The 14,544-nt window shown below is 70.7% G+C and carries 12 protein-coding genes; 4 read left to right on the forward strand and 8 right to left on the reverse strand.

Annotated features, from left to right (window positions below; translation table 11 throughout):
* Position 1: 1 nt before the first annotated feature.
* Positions 2–2,260: a S9 family peptidase gene (locus ABS78_RS18275; protein ID WP_293382720.1), complete on the reverse strand. Its 2,259-nt coding sequence runs from the start codon at positions 2,258–2,260 to the stop codon at positions 2–4.
* 114 nt (positions 2,261–2,374) lie between these two features.
* Between ABS78_RS18275 and ABS78_RS18280 the strand changes: the two genes are divergently transcribed.
* Positions 2,375–2,626 (forward strand): DUF3297 family protein, encoded by a 252-nt coding sequence (locus ABS78_RS18280; RefSeq protein WP_293382723.1) that lies wholly within the window; start codon positions 2,375–2,377, stop codon positions 2,624–2,626.
* Between the two features lie 43 nt (positions 2,627–2,669).
* Here the strand turns inward: ABS78_RS18280 and aroB are convergent, their stop codons facing one another.
* Entirely contained in the window at positions 2,670–3,800 is a 1,131-nt protein-coding gene (gene aroB / locus ABS78_RS18285; RefSeq protein WP_293382726.1) for a 3-dehydroquinate synthase, read from the reverse strand.
* Positions 3,797–4,345, reverse strand: coding sequence for a shikimate kinase (locus ABS78_RS18290; RefSeq protein ID WP_293382729.1), 549 nt, complete (start codon positions 4,343–4,345; stop codon positions 3,797–3,799). Before ABS78_RS18290 ends, aroB begins: the two co-directional genes overlap by 4 nt.
* Positions 4,346–4,414: 69 nt before the next feature.
* On the opposite strand from ABS78_RS18290, the gene ABS78_RS18295 reads away from it, so the two are divergent.
* Both ABS78_RS18295 and ABS78_RS18300 read left to right on the forward strand, forming a co-directional pair.
* Positions 4,415–5,662, forward strand: a complete 1,248-nt coding sequence (locus tag ABS78_RS18295; protein ID WP_293382731.1) for a hypothetical protein — start codon at positions 4,415–4,417, stop codon at positions 5,660–5,662.
* Entirely contained in the window at positions 5,659–6,579 is a 921-nt protein-coding gene (locus ABS78_RS18300; protein WP_293382734.1) for a site-specific tyrosine recombinase XerD, read from the forward strand. The genes ABS78_RS18295 and ABS78_RS18300 overlap by 4 nt, the downstream gene beginning before the upstream one ends.
* A gap of 72 nt (positions 6,580–6,651) precedes the next feature.
* Here ABS78_RS18300 and ABS78_RS18305 read toward each other — a convergent pair whose 3' ends face one another.
* Positions 6,652–7,428, reverse strand: coding sequence for a glycine zipper domain-containing protein (locus ABS78_RS18305; protein WP_293382737.1), 777 nt, complete (start codon positions 7,426–7,428; stop codon positions 6,652–6,654).
* Positions 7,429–7,602: 174 nt separating this feature from the next.
* Between ABS78_RS18305 and ABS78_RS18310 the strand changes: the two genes are divergently transcribed.
* Positions 7,603–8,565 carry an acetyl-CoA carboxylase carboxyltransferase subunit alpha gene (locus ABS78_RS18310; RefSeq protein WP_293382740.1) on the forward strand — a complete coding sequence of 321 codons (963 nt, stop codon included), beginning with the start codon at positions 7,603–7,605 and terminating at the stop codon, positions 8,563–8,565.
* A gap of 206 nt (positions 8,566–8,771) precedes the next feature.
* On the opposite strand, the gene ABS78_RS18315 is transcribed toward ABS78_RS18310, so the two are convergent.
* The 4 genes from ABS78_RS18315 to ABS78_RS18330 all read right to left on the reverse strand — a co-directional run bounded on the left by ABS78_RS18315 (position 8,772) and on the right by ABS78_RS18330 (position 14,472).
* Positions 8,772–11,867 carry a TonB-dependent receptor plug domain-containing protein gene (locus ABS78_RS18315; RefSeq protein ID WP_293382743.1) on the reverse strand — a complete coding sequence of 1,032 codons (3,096 nt, stop codon included), beginning with the start codon at positions 11,865–11,867 and terminating at the stop codon, positions 8,772–8,774.
* 326 nt (positions 11,868–12,193) lie between these two features.
* The gene (locus ABS78_RS18320) at positions 12,194–13,201 is read right to left on the reverse strand and encodes a beta-eliminating lyase-related protein (protein ID WP_293382746.1); all 1,008 of its coding nucleotides are present in this window, start codon (positions 13,199–13,201) and stop codon (positions 12,194–12,196) included.
* Between the two features lie 19 nt (positions 13,202–13,220).
* A complete protein-coding gene (gene pth, locus ABS78_RS18325; protein ID WP_293382749.1) occupies positions 13,221–13,841 on the reverse strand; it encodes an aminoacyl-tRNA hydrolase in 621 nt (206 codons plus the stop codon).
* Positions 13,842–13,863: 22 nt separating this feature from the next.
* Positions 13,864–14,472 (reverse strand): 50S ribosomal protein L25/general stress protein Ctc, encoded by a 609-nt coding sequence (locus tag ABS78_RS18330; RefSeq protein ID WP_293382752.1) that lies wholly within the window; start codon positions 14,470–14,472, stop codon positions 13,864–13,866.
* Between the last annotated feature and the right edge of the window lie 72 nt (positions 14,473–14,544).

The raw sequence follows: 14,544 nt of genomic DNA on the forward strand, positions 1-14,544 counted from the left end.
GTCACTCCGCGGTCGCGGGCGGGCCCTTCAGCTTACGGTCGAAGAAGTCCAGCGCGGCCATCGCCCGGTGCATGCGATTGGCCGGCGTCCAGCCGCCGCGGTGGCGCAGGCCCGGATAGACCATCGTCTCGAACGGCTTGCCGTCGGCCTGCAGCGCGAACATGACGCGCGTGGCGTGATCGAAGGTGACGTTGTCGTCCGCCATGCCGTGGATCAGGAGCAGCGCGCCGGGCTTCAGGCTCCCCAGCCGCGCGACAACCTCGGAGGCGGCGTAGCCCGCGGCGTTCTCGGACGGCTTGCCCATGAAGCGCTCGGTGTAGTGGGTGTCGTAGAGGGTCCAGTCGGTGACGGGCGCCCCCGAGACGCCGGCCCGGAACGGGCTGTCCGGCGCGGTGAGCATCAGCAGCGTCATGTAGCCGCCGTACGACCAGCCGGTGACGCCGATCCGCCCGCCGTCCACATAGGGCAGGGTCTTCAGGTAGGCCGCGCCCGCGAGCTGGTCGTCCACCTCGAGCTGGCCCAGCCGCCGATCGATGGCGGTCTTGAAGGCGACCGAGCGGTGGCCCACGCCGCGATTGTCGAGGCGGAACAGGATGTAGCCGGCGTCGAGCAGGATCTGGTCTTCGGGCGTGTGCCAGTTGGACGCCACACGTGGACCCGAGGGGCCGCCGTAGACCTGGACGATGACCGGATACTTCCGGGAGGGGTCGAAACCCGGCGGGGTGCGCAGCGACCACCACAGGTCCGAGCCGTCGGCGGCCTTGACGACGCCGAATTCGGGCGCGCGGAGGCGGCCTGCGTAGGGCCAGTAGGGATGGCCCGGCTCCAGGGCGTTCGCCTCGATCCAGCGGACGCGGGTTCCGTCGGCGCGGTAAAGCGCGGTCTGGGGCGGGGTCTTCGGGTCTTCGTAGGTTCCGGCAAAGGCGCCGCCGGTGTGAGCCACGGTCACGGTCCACCAGCCGCCGGCGGGCGTCAGCGGCGTAGGCTCGCCGCGGCGGGCGTAGGACGCGCGCCAGATGCGCCGTTCGCCCGGCGTCTCGCGGAAGGCGGAGAAGACGACGCTCTTCGTGGCCTCGTCCACGCCCTCGATCTCGTCGACCGGCCAGTCGCCCCGGGTGATCTGGCGGATCAGCCGGCCATCGCGGCCGTGGAGGTAGAGGTGGCGATGGCCCGAGCGCTCGGACGACCATAGGAACGATCCGTCACCCAGCGGCCGGAAGTCGTCGGTGAGGCCCACCCAGTGCGGGCTGGTCTCGGTGAGGATCACCTGGCTCCGGCCGGTGGCGGGCTCGACGGCCAGCAGGTCCAGCCGCCGCTGGTCGCGGCTCTGGCGCTGAACGTAGAGGGTGCGGCCGTCCTTCGCCCATTCGACCCGGGCCAGGTAGATGTCGGCGTCGGCGCCCAGGTCGACCTTCACCCGCGGTCCGTCCAGCGGCTGGACGTAGAGATCGACCACGGCGTTCGGCCGGCCGGCGCGCGGATACCTCTGAGGGACCACACGGGCGCCGGTGGCGTTCACTTCGGGCCGCTCGACCACGTCGACGCCGGTCTGGTCCACGAAGGCGACGGCGATCGCCCGCTCGTCGGGGCTCCACCAGTAACCGGTGTGGCGGCGCATCTCCTCCTGGGCGATGAACTCGGCCGTGCCCCAGCTCCGCAGTTCGGTCCCCCCCTCGGTCAGGGCGCGCTCGGCGCCGCCGGCGGCCGGCGTGACGTAGAGGTCGTCGTTGCGGACGTAGGAGACATAGGTCCCGCGGGGCGAGATCTTGGCGTCGATCTCGTCGCCGGGCGTCCGGGTGAGCTGGCGGGCCCGGCGCGACGCGACGTCGTAGATCCAGAGATCGCCCTCTACCGGCGCCAGGATCAGCCGTGCCTGACGGTCCCAGGCGTAGTCCACCACGCCGCGCGTCGCGACGCCCGCCCGCTCGCGGCGGGCTTTCTCGGCCTCGGAGAGTTCGCGCTCGGGCGGGGCGAGTTGCTTGCCGTCCAGTAGCAGGCGCGGCTCGCCGCCGGCGACGTCGGCGATCCAGAGGTCGCTGATCGTGAGGTCGTCGTCGCGGGTCCTGATGTAGGTGACCGACAGGCCGTCGGGCGACAGCTTCACCCCGCGGGCGCGGGGACCGGAGATGTCGGGGCTCTCGAAGATCCGCTTGGGCGGCAGGGGCTCGCCCTTGTCCAGGACCGGTGTGTGAACCTGAGTCTGGGCGTGGACGGGGACGACGACGGCGAGAGCCACGAGCGCGGCGGCAAGACGTTTCATGCCGGACGTTGAACAGGGTCGAGCTGCGCTTGGCAATCGGGGTTTCGCGCAACGGCCGTGCCCGCGCGACCGAGTCGCTTGAACATCGGCGGGGTCTGTGTCACCTCCCGCCGCATGAGCGAGACGACGTCCGACACGCCGCCCGACCGGCTGAGCGTGGATCCCAACAGCCCCTACTACGACGCCGACGTTCTGGCGCGGAACGTGGGCGTGCGCTTCAAGGGCGAGGACAAGACGAACGTCGAGGAATACTGCGTGAGCGAGGGCTGGGTGCGCCTGTCGGTGGGCACGGCCAAGGACCGGCGGGGCAACGCCCTGACGCTCAAGCTCCAGGGTCCGGTCGAGCCGTACTACCGCGAAGGCTGAGGCAGGCGCGCGGGCGACAGCGCAACAGGCGCCAGTCCGAACGCTACCGCGCCCCCTCGGCGCGGAGGAAGGCGAGCACCGCATCGGCGTCCACGTCGCGGGCCACGAAGGCGTCGCCCAGGGCGCGGGCGAGGATGAAGGTCAGGCGGCCGGCTTCGGCCTTCTTGTCCTGGGCCATGTGCGCCACGAGGCGCGTGGCGTCGAACGGATGGCCGGCGACCTCGGCCAGCGTGGTCGGCAATCCCGAGGCGGCGATCCCGGCGACGGCGCGCGCCGCGTCCTGTCCCGGGCAGAATCCTTGAGCGGCCGAGAAGCGGAAGGCCAGGGCCATGCCCGCCCCGACGGCTTCGCCGTGCAGCAGGGCGTCTCCGTAGCCGGTCTCGGCTTCCAGGGCGTGGCCGAAGGTGTGGCCCAGGTTGAGGAGGGCGCGGCGGCCCTGCTCCTTCTCGTCCTCGGCGACGATCTCGGCCTTCATCTCGACCGAGCGCGCCACGGCATGGCCCAGGGCGTCGGGGACAGGGCCGGCGGGGTCGAGGGCGAAGAGGGCTTCGCGGTTGCCGCCATGCTCCAGCCACTCGAAGAAGTCGCGGTCGCCCAGGAGACCGTACTTGATGATCTCGGCGTAGCCGGCGCGGATCTCGCGGACGGGCAGGGTGGCCAGCACCGAAAGGTCGGCCAGGACGAGGCGCGGCTGGTGGAAGGCGCCGATCAGGTTCTTGCCGCGCGGGGTGTCGATGGCGGTCTTGCCGCCCACCGAGGAATCCACCTGCGCCAGCAGGGTGGTGGGGATCTGTACGAAGTCGATCCCGCGCTTGTAGATCGCGGCGGCGAAGCCGGCGAGGTCGCCCACGACGCCGCCGCCGAAGGCGGTGATCAGGTCGCCGCGATCCAGCTCCAGCGCCAGCAGGCGGTCGCTGAGGCCGGCCAGGCCCTCGAACGACTTGGTCTGCTCGCCCGGCGGCACGATCACGGGCAGCGCCTCGATCCCCGCGGCGGCCAGGGCCGCGGTGAGGCGCGCGCCGTGCAGGGCCCACACGGTCTCGTCGCTGACCACGGCGGTGCGACCGCGCTTCAGGAAGGGGGCCATCAGGCGGCCGGCCTGCTCCAGGACGCCGTCCCCCACCAGGACGTCGTAGGCGCGCGCGCCCAGGCCGACGGGAACGCTGCGGCTCATTTCGCGGTCTCGCCGAGATGGGCGTTCAGGGCCTCGATCACCTGGGCGACGGTGATGTGGTGGGCGGCGTCGCCGGTCTCCACCACGACGTCGGCCTCGGCATAGACCGGATAGCGGATTTCGGCCTGGGCCTTGAGGACCTCCAGCGGGTCCTTGTCGGCGATGAGCGGACGCGTGTCCTTGCGGCCGACCCGGCGGGCCAGGATGTCCAGGTCGGCCTTCAACCACACCGAGATCGCGCGCGCCTTGATCAGGGCGCGGGTCTCGTCGTTCATGAAGGCGCCGCCGCCCGTGGCCAGGACATGGGGCGGCCCCTCAAGCAGGCGCGCGATCACGCGGCGTTCGCCGTCGCGGAAGGCGGGTTCGCCCAGGGCGGAGAAGATCTCGGAGATCGAGCGCCCGGCGGCCGCTTCGACCTCGGAGTCGGCGTCGCGGAACGGCAGGCCGAGAGTCATGGCCAGGCGTCGGCCCACGCTGGACTTGCCGACGCCCATGAGTCCTACGAGCGCGATGGTGCGGCGGCGAAGCGGTTCGTGCGGTTCCATGAGCGGGGCAGGCTTTACACGACGCTGCGCCCTCGCGCCAACCGGCGCACTCGGGTTAGGCTCGAAGCCATGTCGCGTCTGACGTCCTTCGCCGCCACCCTCGTCCTCGCCGCCTCGGCTGCGAGCGTTCCCGCCCACGCCGCCCAGGGACCGGCGCCGGTCCCCCTCCTGGCGCAGATCGAGGTGCAGGTGAGCGAACTCGCCGCGCCCGATGCGTTCTCCACGCCCGGCCGGGACACCGGCCTGCCGCGGGATCTGTGGCGGGGAACCCCGGTGGAGACGGCGAGGACGGTCCTGCCGATGCTGAACGGGAAGCCGCTCTCGCCGGCGTCGGCGGCGTTGGCGCTCCGCGTGCTGGCGACGGGGGCGCCGGGTCCCGACGGTGCGGCGGGCGACGAGGCGCTGGCCGGCGCGCGGGCCGGAGCGCTGCTGGCGCTGGGCGACTTCACGGCCGCCGCGAGGGTTCTGGATCGGGCGCCGGGGCAGGACCGCAATCCCGACGTGGCGCGCGCGGCCGCCGAGGCGGCGCTGCTGGCGGATCAGGCCCGGCGGGCGTGCGCCATCGCCGATGGCCTCGCCAGCGGGCGCGGCGACATCTACTGGCTGCGGCTGCGCGCCTTCTGCCAGGTCGAAGCGGAGCAGACGGCCCAGGCCCAGCTCACCTTCGATCTCGCCCAGACGCAGTCGCGCGACGCCGTCTACGGACGGCTGATGGGCGCCAGGCTCTCGGGCGGGGCGGGCGCTCCCGGCGCGGCTTCGCTGCGCAACGGACTGGACCTCGCCCTGTCGCGGTCGCTGGGCCTGGATCTCTCCACGGCCAAGCCTGCGCCGGCGGTTGCGGCGGCGCTGTCGGGCGAGGCGCCCGCGCCGCCCGTCTTCGACACCGCGGCGATCGACGCCGAGATCGGCGGCCTGGGAGAGGCCATCGCCGCCGGCCCGCCGCCGCAGGGCGCGGTCTCGGCCCTGATAGCGGCGGCGCTCGACGCCGATCCCAAGACGCGAACGCGCATGCAGTCGGCGGCGCTCCTGGCGGCGGCGCTGTCGGGCGAGCTGCCGGCGGCCGACCGGGGGCGTATCGCCGCGTTCGCGGTGGCCGAGGGCAAGTCGCCCGCAGGCCGCAACCTGGCCCTCGAGGCCGCGGCGGACGCCCGAAGGGCGGGTGAGGTGGCGCTGCTCGCGCTGTGGACCAGCGCCGACGCCGGCGCGGCCGGGCCCGCTCTGGCCGATCGCGTGCGTATCGTCCGCGCGCTGGCGCGGGCCGGCCTCATGGGCGAGGCGCGCGCGTTCGTGCTGGAAGGCCTGGCGGGGCTGAAGTGAGCGCCGCCGGGTGGCCTGAAGCCTTCCTCGAGATGATGGCCGTCGAGCGGGCGGCCGCGCGCAACACCCTGAACGCCTACGCCCGGGACCTGGAGGACGCGTCGGGTTTCCTCGGCCGCCGCGGCCAGACCCTGGGGGACGCCGCCGCCGAGGACGTGGAGGCCTATTTCACCGACCTCGGCGTCCGCGGGCTGTCGCCGGCCACCGCGGCGCGGCGGCGCGCGGCGCTGCGGCAGTTCTACCGGTTCGTGCTGTCGGAGGGCTGGCGCGACGACGACCCCTCGCGCCGGATCGAGGCGCCGCGGCAGGGCCGGGCGTTGCCGAAGGTGCTGAGCCGCGAGGACATGGACCGCCTGATCGCGGCGGCGGGCGGGCGGGACGGCGCTCACGGCCGCGCCGAGGGGCTGCGGCTGGCCTGCATGGTCGAGCTGGCCTACGCCTCGGGCCTGCGGATCTCGGAGCTGACGTCGCTGCCGCTGGCTGCTCTGGCCCGCGACCCGGCCTATCTCATCGTGAAGGGCAAGGGCGGGAAGGAACGGCTGGCGCCGCTGAACGACGCCGCCCGCGCCGCGGTGAAGGCTTACCTGGACGTGCGCGACGTCTTCCTGCCCAGGGGCGATGCGGCGAACCCCTGGCTGTTCCCCTCACGAGGCAAGGCGCGGCGGCTCACACCCCGGCGTTTCGCCCAGCTGCTGGACGAGGCTGCGGCGGCCTGCGGCGTCGATCCCGAGCGGGTCAGCCCCCACGTCCTGCGGCACGCCTTCGCCACGCACCTGCTGGAGGGCGGCGCCGATCTGCGGGTGGTGCAGACGCTGCTGGGCCATGCCGACATCGCCACGACCCAGATCTATACCCATGTGGCCTCGGACCGCCTGCGCGAGGTGGTGGCGACGAAGCACCCGCTGGCCAAGAAGTGACGCCTTTGCGCCCCCACCGCCGGCTTCGCCGCCACCTCCCCCGCCGACGCAGGGGAGGAACTGAGCGGTGCGTCAGCCGGTGATGCGGTAGCGCCGGTCGCCGTCGGGGCAGACGCGGACGTAGCGCATGTCGCGGCCATAGGCGTCGACGGGAGCCGCCGCGAGCCGGCAGCCCTCGCGGTTGTAGTAGCCGCTGTCGTAGGCCGAGGAGAATCGGCGGCGGCCTTCGCGGTAGGGGATGGTCTCGTCGTAGGTGAAGTAGGGGCCGCGGCTGTCGCAGCGATACTTGCGGTCGCTGGAGTTGCCGATGGCGGCGCCCAGGCCCGCGCCGACCACGCCGCCAAGGACCGCGCCCTCGGTCCTGACGCCGCTGGAGGCGACCTGCGAGCCCAGGACCGCGCCGGCCAGGGCGCCGATCAGGCCGCCGGCCACGGTGTTGGTGTTGCTGTCGCAGCGGATGTTGGCCGAGGCGTGCTGCCCGTAATAGCCGGCGTAGGGCGGCGGTTGGTTGCGGGTCCAGTAGGCTTCGTCCCAGACCGGTCGGGCGTAGACGCGGGCATAGGCCCCCGAGCCGTGGCGGCGGTCGTAGATCGTCCGTGCGCGCTCCCATTCCGCGAGGCGGCGGTCGTAGTCGCGACGTGCGGCGCGATGATCGCGGCGGGCCTCGCGATAGTCGGCGCGTGTGTCCTCGTACTGGGCGCGCTGGGCCTCGTAGCGATCGCGTTCGGCTTCGTAGGCGCGCTGCTGGCGCTGATATTCGTCGGTGGGGCGATAGGGCTGGGCGGCGGCCGGCAGAGCGGTCGCGATCGCCAGCGCCGAGGCCAGACCGATCCGGGCGGACGTCGTCATGGAGGAAGCTCCCTGGTCGTTCTCGAGGGCAGTTCTCGTGGCGGCCAAACGGCCAAGCCCCGCCGCGCGTTCCGTCGCGTGGCGACGACCGGGGTCTTCGGCGCTTGTGACGGGGGCCGATCACGCCTAATTTCCGCGGCTTCCCGGGGCCCGCCCCACACGACGGATTCCTGAATGGCCGCCCACTACCTCGAGTTCGAGCGCCCCATCGCCGACCTCGAAGCCAAGATCGAAGAGCTGTCGCGGCTGTCCGCCAAGGCGAACGCCGGTTCGTTCGACGAGGAGATCGAAGCGTTGCGGACACGGGTCCAGGATCTTCGTCGCGAGGCCTATGAGAACCTCGACGCCTGGCAGAAGACGCAGGTGGCCCGCCACCCCGACCGACCGCACTTCATCGACTACGCCGCAGCGCTGATCGACGAGTTCCAGGAGTTGCGCGGCGACCGCAAGTTCGCCGACGATCCGGCGATCCTGGGTGGCGTCGGCCGTTTCCGGGGCCGCGCCGTCGTTGTGATGGGCAACGAGAAGGGACGCGACACCGCCAGCCGGGTGAAGCACAACTTCGGCTACGCCCGGCCCGAGGCCTATCGCAAGACCGTGCGGCTGATGGAGCTGGCCGAGCGGTTCTCTCTGCCGGTGCTGAGCTTCGTGGACACGCCGGCCGCCTACCCGGGGATCGCATCCGAAGAGCGGGGCGTGGCCGAGGCTATCGCGCGCTCGACCGAAAAGGCGCTGATGCTCGGCGTGCCGATGGTGGCGGTCATCACGGGCGAGGGCGGATCGGGGGGCGCCATCGCCACCGCCTGCGGCAGCCGCGTGCTGATCATGGAGCACGCCATCTATTCGGTGATCCCGCCCGAGGGCGCCAACTCCATCCTCTGGCGCGGGGCGCGGACGGCGGCCGAGGCCGCGAACGCCATGAAGATCACGGCCCAGGATCTCCTGCAGATGAAGGTGGTGGACCGGATCATCCCGGAGCCGCCGGGCGGCGCGCATGCCGATCCTGACTCGGCGATCGCCGCCGTGGGCGACGCGGTCGAGCAGGAACTGGCCAGTCTGGACGGCCTGTCCCCGGACGAACTCCGCGCGCGTCGCGCCGAACGCTTCTACGCCATCGGCCGCAGCGGCCTGCAGTAGCCGCGATCGCGCCCGCGCCGCGCTCCCGCGGGCGGGACTCCTACGGCTCGGGCCGGTATCCGCCGGATTGGGCCTGGCCTTCCTTCACAGCGCTTTCGGCGTGGAACCTCCATCGCCGCCGTGACGGGTGACGCAAGAGCCTCCGCAAACGAAAGAAGCCGCCGGGTCGCCCCGGCGGCTTCGTCGTTTCCGACTTCAGGCGTCGCTTAGAAGCGGGCCGTCAGACCGACCTGCATGTAGCGGCCGATGAAGTCGTAGGTGCCGTAGGCGTTGGCCGAGTTGGTCGCGGCCAGCGGCGGCTTCGTGTCGAACACGTTGCGGACCACGAAGCGCAGACGGGCCTGATCCAGCACGCCCATGCCGTAGTTCTCGGTCAGCTCGTCGAGCTTCACGGTCACCGACAGGTCATGCAGGAAGTAGTCGTCCACCTTCAGCGGCGTACGGGTTTCGAGCGTGAAGTCGTTGTTGAAGCGCGACTCGTCGATCCAGTTGGTCGTCCAGACGAGCGAGAGCGGGCCGCGGGAATAGGCCGTTTCCAGCTTCCAGCGCCACTTGGCGTTGCCGATCTCGCCCTGGTCGCGGTTCAGGTCGAAGCCGAGGCCGGTGACCGAGGTCTGCTGCTTCTCGACGTGGAACACGTCGAAGTCGAAGGAGATGCGGCCCGGATCGTTGTTCAGCCAGGTCGAGAAGACGCCGTCGAGGACGTCCGCCAGGTCGGACTGGTACTTGATGCCGGCGGTGAAGCCTTCGAAGTTGGTGTAGCCGGCGTTGATGTAGCCTTGGCGCGGACCTTGGGCCGTCTGGCCGTTGCCGACCGCTTCACCGTTGGTCAGGACTTGGCCCTGACGGTTCGCCGCGAGCGTCGAGGTGCCCCGTTCGAAGCGGCTGCAAGCATCCGGCGGCGAGTCCGGCGAGTCGTAGCAAACCTGCAGGATCGAGGCCAAGTTGAAGTTGTTGATCGCGCCGCGCAGGTCGATATCGACCCAGTCGAAGCTGATCGCCAGGCCCGGGATGAAGCTGGGCTGGTAGACGAAGCCGATCGTCCACTGGTCGGCCAGTTCGTTGCCCAGGGTGGGGTTGCCCGCGGTGCTGCCCTGGACCGTGGCGGCCTGGACCTGCGAGGTCAGCGAGAAGTTCGCCGGCAGGCCGAGGGCCTGGAAGGCGGCTTCGCAGTTCGCGCGGCGGATCGCCGGGCTGGGACCGCTGTTGATGTTGCGGAAATCGCAGGGGTCGTTCGCCGTGATGAAGCTGGTCGCCTGGGGCAGGAACAGCTCGGTGATCGCCGGAGCGCGGAACGAGCGGGCCTTCTGAGCCCGGATCATCAGGTCGCGAACCGGATACCAGCGGCCGCCGTAGCTCCAGGCGTCATCCTTGCCGGCGGTCGAGTGATCGACCTTCCGGTAGGCGCCTTCGACTTCCAGGCGGTGCATGAGCGGGAACGTGAAGTCGCCGCCGAAGATCGGCAGCAGCGATTCCCCGTAGAACTCCTTGGTGTTGTACTTGCCCGTCAGGGCGGTGATCGCGGCCGACCGGCCGACGCCACGTTCCTGCGGATCGTTCGGATTGAAGTCCGACTTCTCGTAGCGGGCCTCGAAGCCGACGTTGAAGCTCCACATGCCGGCCGGAAGCTGGAGCAGTTCGCCGCCGAAGTTGCCTTCGTACAGGGTCTGGATGCTCTTGTACTCGGTCTCGAACTGGACGCCGATGTAGTTCAGCGCCGCCTGGCTGGGGGCGCCGTCGCCGAACATGTTCAGCGGGGCGCACCCGTTGGCCCGCGCCGTGGCGCTACGGCAGACGATGGCGCCGCTGGCGTCGCGGATCACATCCACCGCTTCGAGGAAGCGGGTCTGGATGATGTTCGGCGACTCGAACGAGCCCTTCGAGATCCCCTGGGCGTAGGCCAGGTTCCAGTTGAAGTTCCGGTCCGCAAACTGGAAGTCGCCATCGACCGACAGGACGCCGCGGAAGGTGTCGCCTTCGGCCCGGGTCTTGTTGTTGCCGATATCGACCGACGCGCGTTGCAGCCAGAAGATGCCTTCGCCGGGGTTCGCGGCGTCGGCGACCAGGTTGTTGGCAGGGTCGAGCAGGGCGGCTCGGGTGGCGGCGGGCAGGAACGGGTTGGCCGTCGAGAACGCCAGCGAAGCCGAGTTGCCGCCGAACAGGCCGGAGTTGTAGATCGGCTGGTTGAACGGCTCGACCGCCTTGAACTCGGAGTAGAAGAACTCACCGTTGACGCGGACGTTGTCGAGCAGGTTGTACTTCACGAACGCGGTGGCGACATGACGCTTCACCGGCGAGATCAGCGAGCTGAGTTCGGCAAGGTTGAGGCCGTCGCCGCCGGAGGCGATCGAGGCCTGGTAGAACTGGCCGGGGTTGTAGGGTTGCAGCACGCCGCCGGGTCCGAACTGGGCGAGCACGCGGCCCGCGCCGTTGGGGTTGGCGATCGTGATGACCTGGGCGGCCGAGATGCTGTTCGACCGATAGGGCAGGCCGCCCGTGGTCAGTTCCGGAATGCGGCGATCGAAGATGATGATCGCGCCCGGGATGCCGTCGCTGGTGCTGGTGTTCGCCGGGTTGGCGGCGAAGGTGAGCTGTTCCGCCGTGCGGGCCCGGTCGGTGAACGCGAGCTGTCCGGTCTGGTTGTATTCGTAGCTGCCCGACAGGTTCAGCCTGCCGTCCAGGAACGACTTGCCGGCGGTGATGCGCGCGCGCCAGTCATCGTAGCCGCCGTCGGCCCAGCTGTAGCGGCCGTCGACCTCGACGCCCTCATACTCGGTCTTGGTGATGATGTTGACGACGCCGGCGATGGCGTCCGAGCCGTAGACCGCCGAGCCGCCCGCCTGAACGGTTTCGATCCGGTCGATCAGGCCGGTGGGGATGACGTTCAGGTCGACCTGACCGCCCGGCGCTGCGCCGGTGAAGATCGAGGCGGGGTTGCCGCCCACGAAGCGGCGGCCGTTCACCAGCGTCAGGGTGCGCTGCGTGCCGAGGTTGAAGATGTTGAGGAAGTTACGGCCGACGCCGAACGAGCCCTGGTCGCCCACGGGGCTGACGGGCACGCCGACCGACGGCAGGTCGTTGAGCGCGTCGGCCACGTTGGTGAAGCCGCGGTCTTCCATACGCTCGGTGGTGATGACTTGCAGCGGCTGGACCGAGGTCAGGTCCGCACGGCGGATCCGCGAGCCGGTGACGACGATCTCGCCGACGTCCACGGCGGCGTCGCCGCTCTGGGCCTGGGCGATGGTCGGCGCGCCAACGATCGTGGCGCACGCAGCCGACGCGAGAAGCGCGGTTCGAAGCATGGTCCTCATTTCAACTTTCATGTCTGCGGCCCCCCGGCCTGGGAACGTTATGATGGGGCGCCGGCCGAGGCCGACGCGCCCGAAACAGGCGCGAAAACCCTCCCGCGCGCCGGAACTTCTTCGCCCGACGTACCAAAGGGTCACACCTGTCAAGGTGAGGCGGAAGCTGTCACGCACGCGACATCCGGGCAACGAAAAGCCGCCACACTCGCGCTGAACAGTCGGGTAGTATTACAGTTTTTCCATGATGTGCGGTGTTTCGGCCACACATCCGCCCAGATGAGGTAAAGATAACCTCAACGCCCGCGCCCGGAGCCCCGCGGAGACTAGGCTATGCGGCGGAGCGCCTCGGAAAGCTCGTCGACGGTCGCCTCCACTGTGGCCCAGGAGCACATGAACCGAACCGTTCCGTCGAGGAATCGATAGGCGAACCAGCCGGCGGCCTGCAGGGCCGACAGGCGGGCGTCGTCCATCTCGACGAACACGCCGTTTGCCTCCACGGGATGGCGGACCGGAAACGGGCAGGCCGCTGCGAGCCGCCGCGCCATGCTGTTGGCGTGCGCGGCGTGGCGCAGCAGGGCGCCGTCTTCCAGCATGCCGATGAAGGGCGCGGCGTAGAAGCGGCCCTTGGACGGCAGTTGCCCGGCCTGCTTGAGGCGCGCGTCGAATCGCCGGGCGAGATCGCGGTCGAAGATCACCACGGCTTCGGTGGGCGGCATGCCCGCCTTCGTCCCCCCGACGACCAGGATGTCGATCCCTGCCGTCCGCAGGGCGCGCACGTCGAAGCCCGCCGCGACCGCGTTCGCCAGTCGCGCCCCGTCGAGATGTACGCCATAGCCGCGCGCCTTCACCGGCGCTGCGAGCACCTCGATCTGCCGGTTCGAGTAGACCGTGCCGTATTCCGTGGCGTTGGTGAGCGAGAGCGCCGCGACCGATTGACGGAACGAGACGTCGGGCGCGGACAGAGGCGATTCGAGGCTCGCCGGGTCGATCCGCCCCGAAGGCCCCGGCAGGCCGATCAGGCCCAGGCCGTGGCCGAAGAAGCCCGGGGCGCCCGTCTCGTCGGTGAGGACGTGCGCGTGCTCGTGCGCCAGGACGGCCTCGAAGGGTCGGCAGAGGGCGGCGAGGGATAGGGCGTTGGCCGCCGTCCCGGACGCGACGAAGCGGACCTCGGCGTCGGCGTCCAGCCACGCCCGGATCAGGTCGGCGGCCCGTGCGCTGATCGCGTCGGCCCCGTAGCCCGGGGTGAATCCGCGGTTCGCGTCGATCAGGGCCGCGACGGCCTCGGGCGCAGCGGGCGCGGTGTTGTCGGAGGCGAAGTCGTAGCGGGCCATGCCCCGGCTATTAGGCGGCCTATTCCTCGCGCGCCAGCTTGCGCGGGTCCAGCTTCTCGGCCGGCGCCAGCCGCATCACCTCGGCCTGGTACTTCTCGTCCTCGCCCAGGGCCAGCAGAGGCGCGGCGTCGGCGCAGGCCTGGAGCAGGGGCTCCACCCATCGCATGTCGGCCTTGTGGAAGTCGGAGAGGACGTGACCCTGGACCAGGGCCTTGTCGCCCGGATGGCCCGTGCCCAGGCGGGCGCGGCGGAAATGGGGTCCGATCTGGGAGGTGATGGAGCGGACCCCGTTATTGCCGGCGGCGCCGCCTCCGGCCTTCATCCGGAACCGGCCCGGCGCCAGGTCGATCTCGTCGTAGAAGACGACAACGTCGATCGCAGGATCGAGCTTGAAGAACTTGACCGCCTCGCCCACGGCGCGTCCGGCCTCGTTGTAGAAGGTCTGGGGCTTCAGGATCAGCGTGCGGACCGGACCCTGCGGGGTGTCGATCGCGCCCTCGCTGGCGTGGCCCTGGAAACGCGAACGCGCCGCGGAGAAGCCCCAGCGGCGCGCGATCTCGTCCACGGCCATGAAGCCGATGTTGTGGCGGTTCTTGGCGTAGTTGGGCCCGGGGTTGCCCAGGCCCGCGATGAGCAGCACGGAAGCCCCCGGGAATGGAGGATCAGGCTTCGCCGCCCTCGGCGGCTTCGCCCTCGGCGTCGGCCGCCTCGACCTTGGCGCCGGCGATGGAGACCACCACCAGCTCGCCGTCGATGGCGGCGGTGACGCCCTTCGGCAGCGTCAGGTCGGCGACGCGGATCGTGTCGCCGATCTCGCGGCCCGTGAGGTCGACCACGATCTCTTCCGGAATCTGGTCGGCGTGGCACGAGACGTTGACGCTGTGCAGGATCACCGCCAGCGAGCCGCCGCGCTTCAGGCCCGGAGAGGCTTCCTGATTCGCGAAGTGCACCGGCACGTCGATCTTGATCTCCTGGTGCTCGTCCACCCGGTAGAGGTCGAAGTGCTGCGGTTCGTCGGTGACCGGATGCAGGTCCACCGCCTTGGCGATGACCGGCTGGGTCTCTTCGCCGTACTTCAGGGTCACCAGATGGCCCAGAAGCTTGCCGGTGTAGAGCGCCTTGCGGAACTCGTTCGACTTCACCGCGATGGCGACGGGCGCCTTGTCGCCGCCGTACAGGACGCCCGGGACCTTGCCGTCGCGGCGGGTGGCGCGCGCACTGCCGGTGCCGGTCTGTTCGCGGACTTCAACGTTCAAAACGATCTCGGCCATGGCCTTGCCTCAAAACGAAGCCGCCGCGCGGCGCGCGCGCGGCGACGGAAATTCGGGACCCGAGCGGGTCGA

The sequence above is a fragment of the Phenylobacterium sp. SCN 70-31 genome (genome assembly GCF_001724605.1).
In the GTDB taxonomy this organism is placed as follows: domain Bacteria; phylum Pseudomonadota; class Alphaproteobacteria; order Caulobacterales; family Caulobacteraceae; genus Phenylobacterium.

Coding starts and splice junctions, on each gene's coding strand:
- ABS78_RS18280 (WP_293382723.1), top strand. CDS start 2,375: ATGAGCGAGACGACGTCCGACACGCCGCCCGACCGGCTGAGCGTGGAT.
- ABS78_RS18315 (WP_293382743.1), bottom strand. CDS start 11,867: ATGCTTCGAACCGCGCTTCTCGCGTCGGCTGCGTGCGCCACGATCGTT.
- ABS78_RS18275 (WP_293382720.1), bottom strand. CDS start 2,260: ATGAAACGTCTTGCCGCCGCGCTCGTGGCTCTCGCCGTCGTCGTCCCC.
- ABS78_RS18330 (WP_293382752.1), bottom strand. CDS start 14,472: ATGGCCGAGATCGTTTTGAACGTTGAAGTCCGCGAACAGACCGGCACC.
- ABS78_RS18305 (WP_293382737.1), bottom strand. CDS start 7,428: ATGACGACGTCCGCCCGGATCGGTCTGGCCTCGGCGCTGGCGATCGCG.
- aroB (WP_293382726.1), bottom strand. CDS start 3,800: ATGAGCCGCAGCGTTCCCGTCGGCCTGGGCGCGCGCGCCTACGACGTC.
- ABS78_RS18310 (WP_293382740.1), top strand. CDS start 7,603: ATGGCCGCCCACTACCTCGAGTTCGAGCGCCCCATCGCCGACCTCGAA.
- ABS78_RS18295 (WP_293382731.1), top strand. CDS start 4,415: ATGTCGCGTCTGACGTCCTTCGCCGCCACCCTCGTCCTCGCCGCCTCG.
- ABS78_RS18320 (WP_293382746.1), bottom strand. CDS start 13,201: ATGGCCCGCTACGACTTCGCCTCCGACAACACCGCGCCCGCTGCGCCC.
- ABS78_RS18290 (WP_293382729.1), bottom strand. CDS start 4,345: ATGGAACCGCACGAACCGCTTCGCCGCCGCACCATCGCGCTCGTAGGA.